This is a genomic window from Micromonospora sp. WMMD736, assembly GCF_049179015.1.
Classification (GTDB): Bacteria; Actinomycetota; Actinomycetes; order Mycobacteriales; family Micromonosporaceae; genus Micromonospora.
The window spans coordinates 466591-484261 of the sequence record NZ_JBMHMI010000001.1; the positions used below are offsets into that span (position 1 = coordinate 466591).

The window sequence follows — 17671 nt, forward strand, 5'->3', positions numbered from 1 at the left end:
GCTGGTGACCGTCCCAGGGTGGCACACGTGGCCGACAGTCGATGTCCCGTCGATCTTCCATCGTGGAAGACGGCGGCACCTACCGGGAGCCGTAGAGGGCAGCCAGGCCGGCGGCCGTGGCGGCCAGGAGTTCGCGGAGCGCGACCGGGGTCAGCACCTCCACGTCGGCGCCGAGGCGCAGCAGATCGCCGTGGGCATGGGTCAACGACTCGATCGGCAGCACGGCGGTGACCCAACCCTGGGCGTCGACGGGACCCGCGCTGGCGTCCACGGCGGCCACCACCGCATCGCTGCCGATCTCGCGCAGCCGCTGCCGACCGGCGGGGGACAGGCGTACGGTGGCCTCGTCCTGGTGCAGCTGGGCCCGGAACCGCACCACGTGCTCCCGCCACCAGACCGGCAGGTCGAAGTCGACCGGCCGGTCGAACTCCTCGGCCAGCGGGGTCAGCGCGAGGATCTGGTTGACCCGGTAGGTCGCCGGCTCGACCCGGCCCGGTTGCGTGGCCACCACGTACCATCGGCCGCCCTTGAGCACCAGGCCGTACGGCTCCAGCACCCGGGTCACCTCACCCCGCCAACCGCGGTAGCGCACCCGTACGCGCTGCTGCCGCCAGACGGCCTCGGCCGTACGGGCCAGTTCGGGGGAGGCGTCGCCGTCCGCGTACCAACCGGGTGCGTCCAGGTGGAAGCGCTGCTGGAGCTGGGTGGCCCGGTCGCGCAACGGCGTCGGCAGCGCCTCCTGCAGCTTGAGTCGCAGCGCCGCCACCACGTCGCCGTAGCCCAACTCGTCGGCGGGGCCGGGCAGCCCGGCCAGGAAGAGCCGCTCGGCCTCCGCGGCGGTCAGACCGGTCAGCCGGGTCCGCCAGCCGTCGACGAGCTGGTAACCCCCGGCGTGCCCGGCCTCGCCGTAGAGCGGGATGCCAGCGGCGTGCAGCGACTCCACGTCGCGGTAGATGGTGCGTGGCGAAACGGAGAGCCGCTCGGCGAGCTGGGCGGCGGTCAGCCGGCCGTGCGACTGGAGCAGCAGCAGGACGGAGACGAGTCGACTGGCCCGCACTCCACTGACACTAGCTGTCAGCGAAGTGCCCCTACCGTCCCGGCATGCCATTTCACGACAAGGAACTACGGACGCCGACGCCGATCGTGGTGGACGGTTGGCAGCTCAAGCGCTACCACGTCGACCAGCCGCAGCGGCCGATCGAGCCGGCGGTCCAGGAGGCCGCGTACGACGTACTGCCCGCGCTGCTGGCCCGCGCGGTGCGCGACGGCACGCCGGCCGCCGGGTGGGTGGTGCTGCACCGGGGCGCGGACACGGGCGCCTATCTGTTGGCGTACACCTGGGTGTGGGACAACGCGGTGCAGGTGCACATCGCGGTGGCCGGTCAGCCGGCGCTGGACTGCCCGGACGACGACCCGACCCACTTCGTCGAGTTGGGTCGGCGCGAGGTCGGCTGCGTCTGGGAGCTGGCGGTGCTGGAGCACGAGCGGGCCGCCTGGGTCCGGCACCTGCTGGCCCCGGAGACCCCCGATCTGGCCGGTTATCTGCGTGACACCCGAGCGGAAGGGCCGGTGGGCCTCTGATGGGCGACTTCGACTTCTACGTGGGCACCTGGAACGTGGTCAACCGGCGGCTCCGCGAACGGCTGACCGGCTGCGACGAGTGGGACGAGTTCCCCGGTGTGTCGGTGGCGCGCAGCTTCTTCGGCGGGGGTGGCAACTTCGACGAGATCACCTTCCCGACCAGGGGTTTCTCCGGTGCCACGATCAGGATCTTCGACCCGGCGAGCGAGCAGTGGTCGATCTACTGGATGAACAGCGGTCGCGGCGAGTTGGAGCAGCCGCCGGTGGTCGGTCGCTTCGTCGACCGGGTCGGCCGCTTCTACGCCGACGACCAGCACGAGGGGCGTCCGGTCCGGTGCCGGTTCATCTGGTCCGGGATCACCGCGACGACGGCCCGCTGGGAGCAGGCGTTCTCGGTCGACGGCGAACGCACCTGGGAGACGAACTGGATCATGGAGATGACGCGAGCGTCCGTGCACTAGCCTGCGGGCCATGCGCAGATGGCGGCGGATGGATCCGTGGGGCTTCCGGCAGGTGTTCACCGGATTCATGGTGCTTGCTGGGTCGACGATGGCGGCGGTTGTGGTGGTCTTTGCCGGGCGTGGCTTGGCTGCGGGCACCGTCCACGGGCGCGACGGCCTGACCATGGCTGGCGCGTTGCCCATCCTCGGGGTGTGGCTGACGTTCGCGTTCCGGATGCACCTGACCGGGATCTACGTCAACGACGAGGGCCTACGGCTGCGGCACATCGTCCGCACGCGGACGTTCCGGTGGTCGGAGGTCAACGGGTTCGAGGCGCGTCCCGCGCTGTTCCTCGGTGAGCCCACCGTGCGCGACGCCTGCTGGGTGCGCACAACCGGCGGCGCGTTCGAGTCGGCGGTGCAGCGGCGTTCCCGGGAGATGGGTTGGCGCAAGGACGTCGGGCCGGTGCTCGCCCCGGACGACTTCGCGCGGATGCTCGCCCGGCTCGACGCCGAGCGGGCCTCCCGCCACGACGGCCCGCAGGTGGTCCGGCGCTAGTTAACGGCCGTTCGGTCGCGGTGTTAGGGTCCGAACACCGCCCCGGATGGAGGAAGCCATGCCCTCCGACCACGTCGACGTGCTCATCGTCGGCGCCGGCCTGTCCGGCGTCGGCGCGGCCTGCCACCTGCGCCGCGACTGCCCCGACAAGACGTACGCGGTGCTGGAGGCGCGCGACGCCGTCGGCGGCACCTGGGACCTGTTCCGCTACCCGGGCGTCCGATCCGACTCGGACATGTTCACCCTGGGCTACTCGTTCCGGCCGTGGGCCGACGCGCGGTCGATCGCCGACGGCGCGAGCATCCGCGAGTACGTGCGCGAGACGGCCCGGGAGTACGACGTGCAGCGGCACATCCGCTTCTCCCACCTGGTGACGCGCGCCGAGTGGGACAGCGCCACCGCCCGCTGGACGGTGTACGCCGAGCGCACCGACACCGCCGAGACGGTGGTGCTGACCTGCTCGTTCCTGTTCGCCTGCACCGGCTACTACCGGTACGACGAGGGCTACACGCCCGCCCTGCCGGGCGTCGACGCGTACGCCGGGCGGTTGGTGCACCCGCAACACTGGCCGGACGACCTCGACCACGCCGGCAAGCGGGTGGTGGTGATCGGTAGCGGGGCGACCGCGGTGACGTTGGTGCCGGCCCTGGCGGAGCGGGCCGCGCATGTGACGATGCTGCAACGCTCACCGTCGTACGTCATCGCCCTGGCCTCGCGCGACCGGCTGGCCGACGCGCTGCGGCGTCGGCTGCCGGCGGGCGTCGCGTATCCGGTGGTGCGGTGGAAGAACGTGCTGCTGTCAACGGCCACGTTCCAGCTCAGCCGGCGTGCGCCGGGGCTGGTACGACGGCTGCTGCGCCGGGCCGCGACGCGCCTGCTGCCGGTCGGGTACGACGTCGACCGGCACTTCTCGCCCCGCTACGACCCGTGGGACCAGCGGCTGTGCGTGGTGCCCGACGGCGATCTCTTCGCCGCCGTGTCGCAGGGCCGGGCGTCGGTGGTGACCGACACCATCGACACGTTCACCGCCGACGGCGTCCGGTTGGCCTCGGGCGACGAGATGCGCGCCGACATCGTGGTCACCGCGACCGGCCTCAACCTGCTCGCCCTCGGCGGCCTGACGCTGCGCGTCGACGGGGCCGACGTCGACCTGGCCGACACCGTCGCCTACAAGGGCATGATGCTCTCCGGGGTGCCGAACTTCGCGCTGACCATCGGCTACACCAACGCGTCGTGGACCCTCAAGGCCGACCTGGTCGCCGACTACGTCTGCCGGCTGCTGCGCCACCTGGACCGTACCGGCCAGCAGGTCGTCACCCCGCTGCCGCCACCCGGCGACGAGCGGGTGCCGCTGATCGACCTGCGTTCCTCGTACGTGCTGCGGGGCGTCGACGCGTTGCCGCGCCAGGGCGCGCGGCCGCCGTGGCGGCTGCACCAGAACTACGTCCGCGACGTGCTGCTGATGCGGCACGGCCGGCTCGCCGACGAGGGTGTGCGGTTCTCCCGCCGCGCCCGCCAGGGAAGGAGCACCGATCGTGCGGAGGTTTGAGTTCGTCGGCGCGACGGCCGTGGTGACCGGCGCGGCCAGCGGCATCGGGGCGGCGCTGGCGCACGGGCTGGCCGACCGCGGCGCCGACCTGGTGCTCCTGGACCGGGACGCGGAACGGTTGGACGCCGTCGTCGCCGCAATCGGCGACGCGCACCCGGACCGGCGCGTGCACACGTACCGGGTGGATCTCGCCGACCCGGCGGCCACCGCGCGGGTCGCGGCGGAGATCGGCCAGCGTCATGAGCGGATCCGGCTGCTGGTGAACAACGCCGGGGTCGGCCTCGGCGGTCGGTTCGACCAGGTCACGTTCGACGAGTTCAGCTGGGTCATCGAGATCAACTTCCGGGCGGTGGCGCAGCTGACGCACGCGCTGCTGCCCGCGCTCAAGGCCGAACCGGGTGCGCACCTGGTCAACATCTCCAGCCTGTTCGGGCTGATCGCGCCGGCCGGGCAGGTCGCGTACGCGGCGAGCAAGTTCGCCGTCCGGGGCCTGACCGAGGCGCTGCGACACGAGCTGGTCGACGACGGCATCGGCGTGACGTCGGTGCATCCGGGCGGGATCCGGACCCGGATCACCGCGAACGCCCGCGTCGGCAGCGGCGTGCCGGCCGAGGAGTACGCCGCCGGTCGGGCGCAGTTCGAGAAGCTGCTCACCATCGCTCCGGAGCGGGCCGCCGAGGTGATCCTGCGGGGCGTCGAGCGGCGTCGGGGCCGGGTGCTCATCGGCTGGTCGGCGAAGGTGCCCGACCTGCTGGCCCGGATCATGCCGGCGTCGTACCACCGGGTGCTGATGGTCGGCCTGAACCGGGGCGTGACCCGGCCCGCGCCGGTTCCACCGCCGGTCGCCGACCCCACCTGATCAGGGCGGGCTGCCGCCGCGCTTCTCCTCCTGGGCCAGCACCGCGTCCCGGTGCTCGGGCTCGTCGCGGCGGGCCAGTTCGGCGGCGAGCCGCGGGTCGGCCACCAACCGCTCCCGGTTGCGGTGCAGGAAGCTCTCGAAACCCCCGGTGTACGGACAGGCCAGCTCGCCGAGTGCCCGCTCCGGCGCGTACCGGCAGCCGGCGCAGTAATCGCTGATCTCGTCGATGTCGGTGCCGTCCACCGCGTACGGGCGGGTGTCCACCCTGGCCAGGTCGGCGTACTGGCTCATGCCGAGCACGGTCGCGTTCATCACCCAGTCGGTGCCGTCGACGAAGCAGCGCTGGAACCAGTCCGCCACCTCGGCGGGCCGCCAGCCGCGCTGCAACGCGTAGTTGCCCAGCACCAGCAGTCGGGGGTTCTGGTGCGTCCAGGCCCGGTCCCGGACGGCGGCGAGCACGTCGGCGAGGCAGCGCGCCTCCACCGCGTCGGCGTCCAGGTCGGCGAACCACTGCGGCATCGGCTCGGTCGCGGCCAGCCAGTTCGCGCCCTCGAAGCGCGGCTCGTGGTACCAGTACAACTGCCAGAGGAACTCCCGCCAGCCGAGCAGCCCGCGGATGAACGGCTCCACGGCCGTGCGGGGCGCGGCACCGGACCGCCACGCCTGCTCGGCGGCGCGGACCGCCGGCTCGGGGTGCAGCAGCCCCAGGTTGAACGACGACGAGAGCGTCGAGTGCGCGAACAGCGGGTCGTCGGCGCTCATCACGTCGGCGTAGCGGCCGAACCCGGGCAGCCGGTACGCGAGGAAGTGCGCCAACCGGGCCTGCGCCTCGTCGTGCGTGGCCGGGTGCCGCCGAGGGCCGTCCCGACCGACGAACCGCACCCCGTCGGCCGCCCACCCGTCGAGGTCGCGGCGGACCTGCGCGTCGATGTCGTCCTCGACGACGGGCGGCGGTGGCGGCGGCGAGGCGGGTACGGCGGCGGCCTCACCGCGCGGGCGGCGCGGCGTCGGGGCGGTGCCGGGAATCCGGGCCGGACCGGTCAGCACCTCGTGCCGGCGGCGGGCCTGCCGGTAGTAGTCGGCCATCCGCAGCGGACCGCGCCGGGTACGGTCCGCCCAGGCCGCGAAGTCGGACTGGCTGGTGATGAAGCCGCGCGGCGGCAGCACGGTCAGGCCGGGCACCGAACGGGCGAACTCCAGCGCGGCCCGGGAGTGCGGGTGGCACACCTCGACCGGCTCGGTGACCTGCGTCAGCGCCTCGCGGAACGTGTCGGTGCGCAACAGCAGCGCCCGGTCGCCCAACTCGGCGGCGCGGTGGCGCAGGGCGGAGAGGATCAGGTGCGCCTTCTGCCGGTGCATCGGGCGGCGGCGGAACAGCTCCCGGATCTCCACCAGGAGGACCGGTTGATCGGGGTCGTCGAGGAAATGTGGCCCGAGTTGGTCGGCCAGCAACCATCGGCGGCGTGACATCCCGCAATTCTGCCCATTTTCCGGCCGTCCCGCGCGCCGGCAAGCCGGATGATCGATGTCTGATTCCGATCAATGCCAGGCGGCGCTGCTCGTGGCGGCCCCGGCGTCACGTCCGCGCAGCACCACCGTCAGGGCCACGAGGACGACCAGCAGCACGGCGAGCACCGGCACCGGGGCTGGTCCGAGCGGCACGAGCAGCGCCACCCCGGCGACGACCGGATAGGCGACCACCACCGCGCCGTGCTGCTGACGGCGAACGTGCAACACCCATACGGTGAGCAGGAAGACGGCCAACGGTACGGCCACCGCGTACGCGGCGGTCGTACCGGTGACGTGCGCGAGGTGCCGTTCGTGGTCCACCACCACCGGCAGGCCGGCCCCGACGGCGGCGATCGCGGCGAAGATGAGGTAGTGGCCGTAGCCCCAGACCAGGGAGTACGGCAGCCGGTCCGGCGCCTCGACCGGGCGGTCGAAATAGAGCCACCAGAGCGCGTACACGATGACCGCGCCGGCCGCCGCGAGCGCCCAGAGACCGTGGTCGCCCGCGTCCAGCCCGGTCTGGATCGCCACCGAGATCGCCAGCACCGCCTCACCGAGCACGATCAGCGTGAACAGCCCGTACCGCTCGCCGATGTGCCCGGGGTGCCACGGGGTCATGCCGGGCCGTTCGGCCACCGCCGGCACCAGCAGGTCGGCGAGCGCCAGCAGCACGAACGTCGCCATGCCCCAGCCGTCGGGCAACACCAGCCGCAGCAGCCAGCCGAGCTGCACGACCGTCACACCGATCGCGTACCGGCGCGCAGCGGCCCGGTGTGCCGGATCGCCGGCCGCGGCCCGGCTCCACTGCACGACGGCGGCCAGCCGCATGACCACGTACCCGTAGGTGATGACGGTGAAGTCGCCCTGGGCGAACGCGCGCGGCACCCCGGCCGCGAGGATCAACGCGCCGGTGATCTGCACCAGCGTGGTGATCCGGTAGACGTCGTCGTCGGTGTCGTACGCCGAGGCGAACCAGGTGAAGTTCATCCACGACCACCAGATCGCGAAGAACACCATCAGGTAGCTGCGCAGCGCGTGGTCGAGGTGCCCCTCGGCGACGTCGTGGTGCAGGGCGGAGGCCGCCTGCGCCACGGCCACCACGAAACACAGGTCGAAGAAGAGCTCCAGCGGGGTCGCCGCACGGTGTGGCTCGTCCCGGCGACGGGGCCGCATGGGCCGGTAGAACGGCCGCACCGAACGACTGTGGGTCACCGCAGCTCCTCAGGCCGACCGTCGGCGTCGGCCACACGATAGCGGGTGCCGGCGGCGCGGCTCGCCGGATCAGCCGCGCCGACGGCGGTGGGTCAGCCCTTCCAGCACGAGCGTCAGACCGGCGCCGACCAGCCACACGTCCTTGGCCAGCCCGGCGCCCTGCTGGCTCGGCCGGATGCTGCCGGGCCGCCGCATCCCCGGCGTCTTCAGGTAGAGCTGCACGAGACCCGCGCCGAACGCGGTCAGGCCGAGCCCCACCAGCGGCGTCGGCACGAACGGCGCGAGCAGCGCCGCCCCGAGGGCGATCTCCGAGTACGACAGCAGCTTGGCGAACCGCGGTGGGTCCAACTGGCCGAGCTGCGGCAGCGCGGCCACCGCCATCCCGTGCATGGCCTCGGCGGCCTCGCCCTCCAGGTTGCGCTTGCCGAGGCCCGAGTCGAGGAAGTACGCGCCGATGCTGGCCCGCAGCGGCAGGTGCGCGAATTTCATGGTCACTCCCGGTGGCCGTGGTCCGAATCGTGGCCCGCGTACCCCGCGTGACCCGCGATAACCCGCCTCCCGGCCGACTGGGCCGGCCGTGGTGATCGCGGTAGGTTCGCCCCGGGGCCCACCGCCGAGCCCGCTCCACCGCCCGGTCCCGGGTCCCGCCACCGACCACCACCAGGAGGCGCAGTGAGCCAGGAAGTCCGGGGAGTCATCTCCCGCAGCAAGGGCGCACCGGTCGAGGTCACCACCATCGTGGTGCCCGACCCCGGTCCGGGTGAGGCGATCGTCCGGATCCAGTCCTGCGGCGTCTGCCACACCGACCTGCACTACCGCGACGGCGGCATCAACGACGACTACCCGTTCCTGCTCGGCCACGAGGCCGCCGGCATCGTCGAGCAGGTGGGGGAGGGCGTCACCGACGTGGCCCCGGGCGACTTCGTGGTGCTCAACTGGCGGGCGGTGTGCGGCGACTGCCGGGCCTGCCGTCGCGGCCGGCCCTGGTACTGCTTCGACACGCACAACGCGAAGCAGCGGATGACCCTCACCGACGGCACCGAACTCACCCCGGCGCTCGGCATCGGCGCGTTCGCCGAGAAGACGCTGGTGCACGCCGGGCAGTGCACGAAGGTGGACCCGGCCGCGCGGCCCGCCGCGGTGGGCCTGCTCGGCTGCGGTGTGATGGCCGGCCTCGGCGCGGCCATGAACACGGGCAACGTGACCCGTGGCGACTCGGTCGCGGTGATCGGCTGCGGCGGCGTCGGGGACGCGGCGGTGGCCGGCGCGGCCCTCGCCGGCGCGACGACGATCGTGGCCGTGGACACCGACAGCCGCAAGCTGGACTGGGCGAGGAAGTTCGGCGCCACGCACACCGTGAACGCCTCCGACACCGACCCGGTCGAGGCGATCCGCGCCGCCACCGGCGGTTTCGGCGCGGACGTGGTCATCGACGCGGTGGGCCGACCGGAGACCTGGCAGCAGGCGTTCTACGCCCGGGACCTGGCCGGTACGGTCGTGCTGGTCGGCGTACCGACCCCGCAGATGCGGATCGAGCTGCCCCTGCTGGACGTCTTCGGGCGCGGCGGCGCGCTCAAGTCCAGCTGGTACGGCGACTGCCTGCCCAGCCGGGACTTCCCGATGCTCACCGAACTGTACCTGCAGGGCCGTCTCGACCTGGACGCCTTCGTCACCGAGGAGATCGCCCTCGACCAGGTCGAGAACGCGTTCGAGCGGATGCACCACGGCGACGTGCTGCGTTCGGTGGTGGTGTTCTGATGAGCGTCCGGGTCGACCACGCGGTCACCGCCGGCACGTTCTCGCTCGACGGGCAGACCTTCGACGTGGACAACAACGTGTGGGTGATCGGCGACGACCACGAGTGCGTCGTCCTCGACGCGCCGCACGACGTGGCCGCGATCCTCGCGCTGGTGGGCGAGCGTCGGGTGCGGGCCATCCTCGCCACCCACGCGCACGACGACCACGTACGGGTCGCTCCCGAACTCGCCGAGGCCACCGGCGCGCCGATCCTGCTGCACGCCGACGACCGGGTGCTCTGGGACCTGGTCCACCCCCGCCTGCCACCGCACGGCGAGCTGCGCGACGGCCAGAGCGTCGAGGTGGCCGGCACCGAGCTGCGGGTGCTGCACACCCCGGGGCACAGTCCCGGCGCGTGCAGCTTCCACGCCCCGGAGCTGGGCGTGGTGTTCACCGGCGACACCCTGTTCCACGGCGGGCCGGGCGCCACTGGACGGTCGTACAGCGACTTCGACACCATCGTCGAGTCGATCCGTACCCGGCTGTTGACCCTGCCACCGGACACGGTCGTGCACACCGGCCACGGCGACGACACCACCATCGGCGCGGAGGCGCCGCACCTACCGGAGTGGCTGGCCCGGGGGCACTGACCCCGCCCGGGCTCAGCGTTCGTCGACCGGGCCCAGCACCGGTTTGACGTCCAGCACCGGGGTGCCGTCGAGGGCTTCCAGTTCGGCGACCTCGACGCGCAGCCCGTCCACCGCCCGCACCCGCACCCGGTGCAGCCCGATCGGGTTGGGCCGGTGCGGGGAGCGGGTGCTGAACACCCCCGTCAGCGGGCGGCTCTCGTCCCGACGGGGATGCACCGTCAGGACGTCCCGGCGGGCCCGGTCCAACCAGGTCAGCACCAGCAGTTCCGCGCCGACGTGCAGGTCACGCAGGGCGGGCTCGACCTGTGGCTCGAACACCAGCCAGGCCGGTGGGGCGCCCTCGTCGCCCTGTCGTGGGGCGCTCGCCGCGTCGGTCAGCGGCGAGGCGACCCGGCCGACCGGGCGCAGCAGGAATGTGTCGACCATGCTCGTTCCCCTCGGGACAGTGTCGGCACCAGCCTAGAGCGCGGGTCGGCGTCCTCGGTCCGATCGAGGACGCCGACACGCGTCGGTGGGCGCTACGATCCGGCGCATGGTCGCCGAGCAGCCCGTACCCGTCGTCCGTCAGCTCCGCCTCGTGGTGGAGGCGGCCGATCACGAGGCCGCCGTGGCGTTCTTCCGGGATGCCCTCGGCCTGCCCGTGGAGGCCGAGTTCACCAGCGACGGGGATGCGCGGGTGGTCATCCTGGACGCCGGCCGGGCCACCCTGGAGATCGCCAACCCGGCGCAGAAGCGGCTGATCGACGAGGTCGAGGTGGGCCGTCAGGTCGCCCCGCGCATCCGGGTGGCCTTCGAGGTGGACGACGCCGCCGCGACCACGACCCGGCTGGTCGCCGCTGGTGCGAGCGAGGTCGCGCCGCCGACGCTGACGCCGTGGCAATCCCTCAACGCGCGCCTCGACGTCCCCGCCGACCTGCACATCACCGTCTTCGAGGAACTGGAGACGAAGCCGGACGCGCCGTGACGACGACCTCCACGAGCGGTGGGTCGCCGGCCGGCACTCTCACGCCCGCGCAGGCGGCCGCTCTCGCGTACGTGCGGGCGGCGGCGACGGCCGAGCGTTCCGCGGCGCTCGCCACGATCGCCCGGCACCTCGCCGACGCCGACGTCGGCCACCGGTCGGAGCAGTTGATCGCAGCCGTCGAGCGCGCTCGGATCACCGTCAACTTCCACCCGGATCGACTGTGCGCCGACGGGCGTGCCGTGGCGGCCGCCCTGGCCGAGGACGGGGTGTACCGCAGCCAGTTCGTCACCGGGATCTCCGCTGGCGGGCTCACCGCGTACCCCGGTGGCGACCGCGACCGCTGGGAGCGGCGGATGTTCGGCGGCGCGTACCAACAGACCGGGGTGACCCCGGCGGACCGCCCGATCTACGGCGGCTTGAACCTGCTCGACCACGCCGACGGCGCGTGCCCCCGCTTCGGCTCCTGCCATCTTCGACTGCGCCCGGAGGTGCTGGCGCGGGTGACCTTCTGCGTCGGCGACAGCTATCTCGGCCCCGACGTGCTGGGGACGATCGACGCCTTCGAGGTGGTCCTCGCCGGGCTCCTGGCCGAGGTCGCCCGTACCGGCGTGTGCCTGGGCCGCGCCGAGACGGACGTCGCCTGCCTGACGCGGACGCTCCTGGACGTGTCGCGCCCGGCCGCGACGGTCGGTCGTGCGCTCGACGACTACGTGGAGACCCAGGTCCACGGCACCCTCGACCTCGCGTCCGACGTTGAGGAGTTGGTGGTGGACCCGTCCTTCGCCGGCACGGCGACCGGCACGACGCTGGAATTCGTCGCGCGGCGGTACGGTTTTTCCCTGCGCTGGCACCCCGGCTTCGTGTTGCCCGTCGACGAGGTCGACGCCGAGTTCCGGGGTCCCGCGATTCCGGTGCTCGCGGCACGCCTGCACCGGGAGTTCGGGCGGCCGGACGCGCCGGTGGACGCGGCGCTGATCGGCCGGGGCGCGGTCTCGCTGGTCACCGAGCCGCAGCGGTGGGCGGATCGCGGGCCGACCGCCGACACTCTCCAGCACCTCAAGCAGCTCTGGCACGTGCTCGTCCGGTTCGGCACGGCGTATCCGGGCTGACCCGCGCGCGTCGAAAGTCCGGTTCCGCCCGCCTGTTGCCCGGCCACGACGGCCATCCGAATTCCCCGGAGTGACTGGCGACCCAGCTCGGGGTGACTCCGGCATTTCCGGAATGACCGACTCGTCAACCCGGTTGTGTCCCCCGTACCGCCGGAGCCCAAACCCCTTTTCCGCGGTCACTCCCGAGGGGCGTTCACCCCGGAGCGCTCCGCACGATCGAAAGGAACCATCGTGAAGGCCGACTTCACTCGATGGCTCCCCGCCATCGCCAAGGACTCGTACCGCAAGACCGCGCTCAGCGTGGTGGGTGTGGCCGCCCTCGGCGGTCTGGCGCTCGCGCCGACCGCGACCGCCGCCCCGGTCACCTCCGGGCCGCACCAGGGCGCCGTCGCCGCCATCGACCTCGCCACCGGCAAGGCCGCCACCGCTGCGCACCAGGAGCAGCCCGTCGAATCCGGGCTGACCACCGGCTCCCCGACCGGCGAGCCGCCGGCCGGCAAGCCGAGCCGCGACGAGCTGATCCCGCACGGCATCGAGGGCGCGCAGTCGCGCATCCCGCTCGACAAGGCGCAGCTCGACAACGCGCGGGCGATCGTCGACGCGGCCAAGAAGACCGGCGTCGGCGACCGTGGCGCGGTGATCGGTGTCGCCACCTCGTTGCAGGAGTCGAAGCTCTACAACCTCGGCCACCTCGGCGCGTACAACGACCACGACTCGCAGGGCCTGTTCCAGCAGCGTCCGTCGTCCGGTTGGGGCTCGCCCGAGCAGATCACCGACCCGGAGTACGCCGCCACGGCGTTCTTCGACGCGCTCAAGAACGTCGGCGGCTGGCAGGACCTGCCGCTGACCACCGCCGCGCAGACCGTCCAGGTCTCCGCCTTCCCGTACGCGTACGCGCAGTGGGAGGAGCAGGCGGCGGACATCGTCCAGCAGCTCTGGTAAGCCACTCGACGCCGGCCGGTTCCCGTCACGGGGGCCGGCCGGCGTCGTTGCGTCAGCAGGGGGCGTAGAGGCGGCGGGTGCCATCCCCGGCGGCGTACGCCTCCCGGTCGCTGAACCGGCAGCCGTAGTCCGGTCGGGCCACCACCGCCGGATCGGTCACGGTGTCGCCCGCCGGGCGCTTGCCGGTGCGTACCCAGGACACCAGGTCGTCCCAGGCGGCGCCGGCCTCGGCCGGGCTGAACTCGCAGTGCTGCGCGGCCCGGATGGCCCGCTGCACCACCAGCCGGCTGCGACCGTGCCGTGCCACGTCGCTGGCGTACGTCTGCTCCATGCTGAACGGTACGAACAGGTCACCGAGGTCGTGCAGGCTGACCACCGGCGCACTGGGACGGCCGGCGATGCGCGGCACCTCGGTCAGCGTCGGCAGGAGCCGCTGCCGGACGTTCTCCGGCGCGACCCGCTGCACGGCCGAGTTCAGGTCGACCGGACCGTTCGGGCGGTAGCGGGTGAGGAGGTTGGTGGCGAGCTGCCCCGGCCGCTGGGCGGGGGAATCGCCGCCGTCGGTCACCATGATCGAGAACAGGAAGTCCTTCCACACCGCGAACGCCGCCTCCGCACCGGGACGGGGCCCGCCCGAGTGGTTCACCGTCACGGCCCGCAACTGTTTGCCCCGCTCGTTCGTCGTGTCCGGGCCGGTCGGCGTGAGCCCGGCCAGGCCCAGCGCCGCCTGGATGCGCGGCACGGCGTTGCTCAGGTAGTCGGCCGGCGTGGGATAGGCCGGCACCCCGGCGAGCGCCTGCGCGACCAGGTTGTAGTCCAGGTAGAAGTCGAGCAGCGTCTGGTCGCCGAGCACCCCGCACATGGGCAGGGCACCGTCGTAGTAGCCGGGATACTGCTCCAGCGAGCGACCGATGACGTACCCGCCCATCGACACCCCGGCGAGGTAGGTGCGGTGCGGTCGGCGCACCGTCCGTCCGAAGTGGTCCGCGAGATCCTTCGTGCCCAGCACCCCGGAGCGGATGTCGAAGCCGTTCCGGTCGTACGACGACGACGCCCACGCGTACCCCTGGGACAGCATCCGCTGCCGCAGCTCGAAGCCCGGCGGCTCCGGCGAGAGCACCGTGCCCTGACCCCGGTAGCCGTGCGCCCACAGCACCAGGTCGCCGTTCCACCGGGCCGGAACCTCGATGATGTACGCGGCGTGCCGGTGCACGCCCTGACGTACCGTCGTCGGTCTGCCCGCCACCGTCAGCGGCGTCAGCGGCGGGTTCTGGAAGGTGTAACCGGGCAGCGGCTGGTCGCCGCCGGGCGTGGTGCCCGCCGCCGCGGCGCTGGGTGCGGGACCGAGTAGTCCGACGGCCAGGGTCAGTGTCGCGGTGGCGGCGACGAGGCGGCGCAGGGTGCGAACGGGTACGGACAGCATCGATGCTCCCCATCGGACGGATGTCGCCTGCGGGGCGACCAGGCGGGACGGTTGCCTACCGGCCGGTAGCGCCCTGAACCTAGGACCGCCGTCGACCGGAGTCAATGGCTCTGCTGACCGGCCGGTCAGGTCCCGACGGACCCCGTACCCCTGCGTCCTCGACGACGGGTGTGCCGGCCGTCGGTTGGTCCGGTTCGATGCGGTTGACTGTCGTCGTGGAAGACTCGATCTGGGCGGCGGCCCGAGCTGCGCGGAGCTGGCTGGACACCGCGAACGGCACCGGGGAGACCGAACTGACCTGCCGCATCCTCAAGCTGACCGAGGAGGCGGGCGAGGCGTCCGCCGCCTGGATCGGTCTGCTCGGGCAGAATCCGCGCAAGGGTGTCACCCACACGCGCGAGGACGTGGCGGCCGAGCTGGCCGACGTGGTGTTCACCGCGCTGGTGGCGATCGAGAGCCTGGGACTCGACGCGCAGACCGCCCTGGAGTCCTGCGCGAACAAGGTCCGGTCCCGCCTGGGAGAGTGAGGCCGCCGCCCTGCCGGCGCCGCGTGTCACACGGTGCCGTGCGGGCGTGCGGCGTGTGGTGCCGTGCGGCGTGCGGTGCCGTGGCGGGTGCGCGGTGCAGTGCGGCGCGCGGTGTCACGCGGTGCCGTGCGGTGTCGTGATCGACACGAGTTCGCCGATGTGGGGCCATCGACGGGTCCCGGATACCCCGACTTCGGCGATGTCGAGTCGATCACCGCGCGGATCGCACCTCGACTGGGTGGTATGTCCGGTCCTGGGGTGTCTGTGGTGACCGGCTGCACCCGCCGGCCGGAATCCTGCCGGGCCGGAGGTCGTTACACACCCCGACGATCACAGGAGCACGGGTCAGACGCCCCCCACGGGCCGCCGCCTGCGGGAATGGCCCCGACCCCGCCGAGCCCCCGGGAATGGCCCCGGCCCGCCGGTCGTTACACCCGGACCGGCCGCGCCGCGAACCCCCCGCTCGCAGGCCGCCCCCTCAAGACTTTTGCAAGCGCCCGGACGAGGTGCTGACATCCCCGGCGTCTCCGATCCCCCCGAATGGGTGACGCGGGGGTGTTTCCTACCCCCGAAGGAGCAACCCTGATGAACACGATCTTCCGCAAGAGCATGCTGTCCGTTGCTGGTCTCGCGTTCGCCGGTGGCGTCTTCGCCGGCCCCATCGCCGCCCACGCCGCCACCCCGGCCGTGGACACCAAGCCCGTCGCCGCCGCCGTGCACACCGCCGCGCCGAAGCCGCAGGGCGACCAGTCGCACATCACCCTGAACGACGAGCAGACCGCCAACGCCAAGGCCATCATCGCCGCCACGAAGAAGGCGGGCCTGCCCGAGCGGGCCGCGGTCATCTCGATCGCGACGAGCCTGCAGGAGTCCAAGCTGGAGAACCTGGGCCACCTCGGCGACGCCAACGACCACGACTCCCTCGGCCTGTTCCAGCAGCGCCCCTCCTCCGGTTGGGGCACGCCGGAGCAGATCACCAACCCGGAGTACTCGACGACGGCGTTCCTCAAGGGCCTGCGTCAGGTTGACGGCTGGCAGGACATGCCGCTGACCGACGCCGCGCAGACCGTGCAGGTCTCGGCCTACCCGGACGCGTATGCCCAGTGGGAGCAGCAGGCCACCGACCTCGTCGCCCACTACTGGAACAGCTGACACACGATCGATGGCCGGTACCCCGTGAACGGGGTGCCGGCCATCGGCGCATTTTCCGGACCTCGGTCACTTCCCGGGTTGGCAGCTGACCTTCGGGCATCACGCTTGCCGCCGGGGCGGCCCCGAGGCAGGCCCGCCGCTGGAGGCGTGATGCCTGTGGGTCATCAAGATGACGCTGAGGCATCACGCTCATTGGGGTGCTGTCGGGTGGTGGCGCGGGGGCCTCGAGGCGGGCGGGCCGCCGGAGGCGTGATGCCCGCGAGTCATCAGGAGGGCGGAAGCTGCCCGGCATCTCGCGAGGCGACGTTCCGCAGCGGTGTTGTCGGCGCGCAGTGATCCGATCCGCGGTCGCGTCCGTACCCTCCCGCGGGGACCGGCGGAGGGACAGGGCATGGCCGTGGTGGGTGACGGCAACGAATCTCAAGGCGAGCATCGAAGCGAGCATCAGGCGACACGGCGACCTGCGCAGACGACGACGGCGGCGGCTCGGACGGCTGCCGCGCACCTGCCGGCCGACGACCCGGCGACGGGCCAACCGGAGCCTGCGCCGGCCAGCCGGGGCCGGGCGACCACCACAGCGGAACCGCCACCCGAGACAGAGCCGCGCCCCGCCCAGGCGGCGGGGCCGCTGGAAGCGGGGGTCGCATCGGGACGCTTGTCGGTCGGTGCGCGAGTGCTGTTGACCGCCGCTGCCGTCGTGCTGGTACTCGGGGCCATGGCGGTCACGGTGATCGTGAGTGACCCCTACCGCCTCGGTCAGACCTACAGCGACACCGGTGCGCAGGACACGAGGCAGGACGCGGCGGCGGCCTCCGACCAGACGATGACCGCGCCGTTGGCGGGCCGGCGGAAGGCCATCTTCGTACTCGTCGACGGGTTGACGTCGTTCGACCTGCGGGTGACGGACCTGGGCGACGAGCTCTACCGGATCAGCAGTCCGTCCGGCACCGGCGTGGCCGCGCGGCCGGTGCTCGACGGCGAGACCGTCCGGCTCGGCGTGGTGGCTGCCGGCGCGTCCGAGGGGCGGGCCGTACGGGTGTCGCTCAGCGACCGGGTCGCCTGGCGTCTGCGCCTGGAGGGCGGGGTGAGCGACCAGGTGCTGGATCTGACGCGGGCGCGTCTGCTGGGAGTGGACCTTGTCGGCGGGTCCGCCCGCACCGATCTCATCCTGCCGCCCGTGGATCGCGGCGTGCTGACGGTGCGATCGACCGGCGGGAGCAGCCGCCTCTCCGTCCGGGTGCCGGGCACGCCGCCGGTGCGGGTGCGGGCGGGCGCTGGCGCCGGTTCGGTGGTGGTCCGCGACCAGCGGTGGAACGGGGTGGCCGCCGGGGATCTGGTGAGCACGCCGGGATGGGACCGCTCGCCCAACCGGATCTTTCTGGACCTGGTCGCGGGCGTCGACGCGGTGACGGTGACCGAGGCCCGGTGACCGCAGGCCGGCCTCGGTGGCCGGGGGTG

At 72.7% G+C, this 17671-nt stretch carries 19 protein-coding genes; 13 read left to right on the top strand and 6 right to left on the bottom strand.

The annotated features are described in order from the left end of the window. Window positions 1-79: 79 nt before the first annotated feature. Entirely contained in the window at window positions 80-1057 is a 978-nt protein-coding gene (locus ACN269_RS01855; RefSeq protein ID WP_421470685.1) for a helix-turn-helix transcriptional regulator, read from the bottom strand. A 44-nt stretch (window positions 1058-1101) separates the two neighbouring features. On the opposite strand from ACN269_RS01855, the gene ACN269_RS01860 reads away from it, so the two are divergent. From ACN269_RS01860 to ACN269_RS01880, 5 genes are read left to right on the top strand one after another with little or no spacing between them, the layout of a single operon-like run. Beyond that, on the top strand, window positions 1102-1581 hold the full coding sequence (locus ACN269_RS01860; protein WP_421470686.1) for a hypothetical protein: 480 nt from the start codon (window positions 1102-1104) through the stop codon (window positions 1579-1581). Then, window positions 1581-2042 carry a hypothetical protein gene (locus tag ACN269_RS01865; RefSeq protein WP_421470687.1) on the top strand — a complete coding sequence of 154 codons (462 nt, stop codon included), beginning with the start codon at window positions 1581-1583 and terminating at the stop codon, window positions 2040-2042. Before ACN269_RS01860 ends, ACN269_RS01865 begins: the two co-directional genes overlap by 1 nt. Before the next feature lie 10 nt (window positions 2043-2052). Beyond that, the gene (locus tag ACN269_RS01870; RefSeq protein WP_421470688.1) at window positions 2053-2580 is read left to right on the top strand and encodes a PH domain-containing protein; all 528 of its coding nucleotides are present in this window, start codon (window positions 2053-2055) and stop codon (window positions 2578-2580) included. A 58-nt stretch (window positions 2581-2638) separates the two neighbouring features. Further along, the gene (locus tag ACN269_RS01875; RefSeq protein ID WP_421470689.1) at window positions 2639-4129 is read left to right on the top strand and encodes a flavin-containing monooxygenase; all 1491 of its coding nucleotides are present in this window, start codon (window positions 2639-2641) and stop codon (window positions 4127-4129) included. After that, complete coding sequence (locus tag ACN269_RS01880) at window positions 4116-4988, top strand: SDR family NAD(P)-dependent oxidoreductase (protein ID WP_421470690.1); 873 nt, start codon at window positions 4116-4118, stop codon at window positions 4986-4988. Before ACN269_RS01875 ends, ACN269_RS01880 begins: the two co-directional genes overlap by 14 nt. Here the strand turns inward: ACN269_RS01880 and ACN269_RS01885 are convergent, their stop codons facing one another. From ACN269_RS01885 to ACN269_RS01895, 3 genes are all read right to left on the bottom strand, one after another. Further along, the gene (locus ACN269_RS01885) at window positions 4989-6458 is read right to left on the bottom strand and encodes a cryptochrome/photolyase family protein (protein WP_421470691.1); all 1470 of its coding nucleotides are present in this window, start codon (window positions 6456-6458) and stop codon (window positions 4989-4991) included. It abuts the gene before it with no gap. Window positions 6459-6527: 69 nt separating this feature from the next. Then, the gene (locus tag ACN269_RS01890; protein ID WP_421470692.1) at window positions 6528-7709 is read right to left on the bottom strand and encodes a low temperature requirement protein A; all 1182 of its coding nucleotides are present in this window, start codon (window positions 7707-7709) and stop codon (window positions 6528-6530) included. A 69-nt stretch (window positions 7710-7778) separates the two neighbouring features. Next, on the bottom strand, window positions 7779-8198 hold the full coding sequence (locus tag ACN269_RS01895; RefSeq protein WP_421470693.1) for a hypothetical protein: 420 nt from the start codon (window positions 8196-8198) through the stop codon (window positions 7779-7781). A 183-nt stretch (window positions 8199-8381) separates the two neighbouring features. Between ACN269_RS01895 and ACN269_RS01900 the strand changes: the two genes are divergently transcribed. Then, window positions 8382-9467 carry an S-(hydroxymethyl)mycothiol dehydrogenase gene (locus ACN269_RS01900; protein WP_421470694.1) on the top strand — a complete coding sequence of 362 codons (1086 nt, stop codon included), beginning with the start codon at window positions 8382-8384 and terminating at the stop codon, window positions 9465-9467. Next, entirely contained in the window at window positions 9467-10096 is a 630-nt protein-coding gene (locus tag ACN269_RS01905) for an MBL fold metallo-hydrolase (RefSeq protein WP_421470695.1), read from the top strand. The genes ACN269_RS01900 and ACN269_RS01905 overlap by 1 nt, the downstream gene beginning before the upstream one ends. Before the next feature lie 12 nt (window positions 10097-10108). Here the strand turns inward: ACN269_RS01905 and tsaA are convergent, their stop codons facing one another. After that, window positions 10109-10522, bottom strand: coding sequence for a tRNA (N6-threonylcarbamoyladenosine(37)-N6)-methyltransferase TrmO (gene tsaA, locus ACN269_RS01910; protein ID WP_421470696.1), 414 nt, complete (start codon window positions 10520-10522; stop codon window positions 10109-10111). 106 nt (window positions 10523-10628) lie between these two features. Between tsaA and ACN269_RS01915 the strand changes: the two genes are divergently transcribed. From ACN269_RS01915 to ACN269_RS01925, 3 genes are all read left to right on the top strand, one after another. Then, on the top strand, window positions 10629-11060 hold the full coding sequence (locus ACN269_RS01915) for a VOC family protein (protein ID WP_421470697.1): 432 nt from the start codon (window positions 10629-10631) through the stop codon (window positions 11058-11060). Beyond that, window positions 11057-12169: a DUF3626 domain-containing protein gene (locus ACN269_RS01920; protein ID WP_421470698.1), complete on the top strand. Its 1113-nt coding sequence runs from the start codon at window positions 11057-11059 to the stop codon at window positions 12167-12169. Before ACN269_RS01915 ends, ACN269_RS01920 begins: the two co-directional genes overlap by 4 nt. A 231-nt stretch (window positions 12170-12400) precedes the next feature. Beyond that, a complete protein-coding gene (locus ACN269_RS01925; protein WP_421470699.1) occupies window positions 12401-13111 on the top strand; it encodes a hypothetical protein in 711 nt (236 codons plus the stop codon). 52 nt (window positions 13112-13163) lie between these two features. On the opposite strand, the gene ACN269_RS01930 is transcribed toward ACN269_RS01925, so the two are convergent. Further along, window positions 13164-14534, bottom strand: coding sequence for a hypothetical protein (locus tag ACN269_RS01930; protein ID WP_421470700.1), 1371 nt, complete (start codon window positions 14532-14534; stop codon window positions 13164-13166). Between the two features lie 215 nt (window positions 14535-14749). Between ACN269_RS01930 and ACN269_RS01935 the strand changes: the two genes are divergently transcribed. The 3 genes from ACN269_RS01935 (at window position 14750) to ACN269_RS01945 (ending at window position 17642) form a co-directional block, all read left to right on the top strand. Continuing rightward, window positions 14750-15061 carry a MazG-like family protein gene (locus tag ACN269_RS01935; protein ID WP_421470701.1) on the top strand — a complete coding sequence of 104 codons (312 nt, stop codon included), beginning with the start codon at window positions 14750-14752 and terminating at the stop codon, window positions 15059-15061. Window positions 15062-15646: 585 nt separating this feature from the next. After that, the gene (locus ACN269_RS01940) at window positions 15647-16213 is read left to right on the top strand and encodes a hypothetical protein (RefSeq protein ID WP_421470702.1); all 567 of its coding nucleotides are present in this window, start codon (window positions 15647-15649) and stop codon (window positions 16211-16213) included. Window positions 16214-16886: 673 nt separating this feature from the next. Then, window positions 16887-17642 (top strand): hypothetical protein, encoded by a 756-nt coding sequence (locus tag ACN269_RS01945; RefSeq protein ID WP_421470703.1) that lies wholly within the window; start codon window positions 16887-16889, stop codon window positions 17640-17642. Window positions 17643-17671 lie beyond the last annotated feature (29 nt).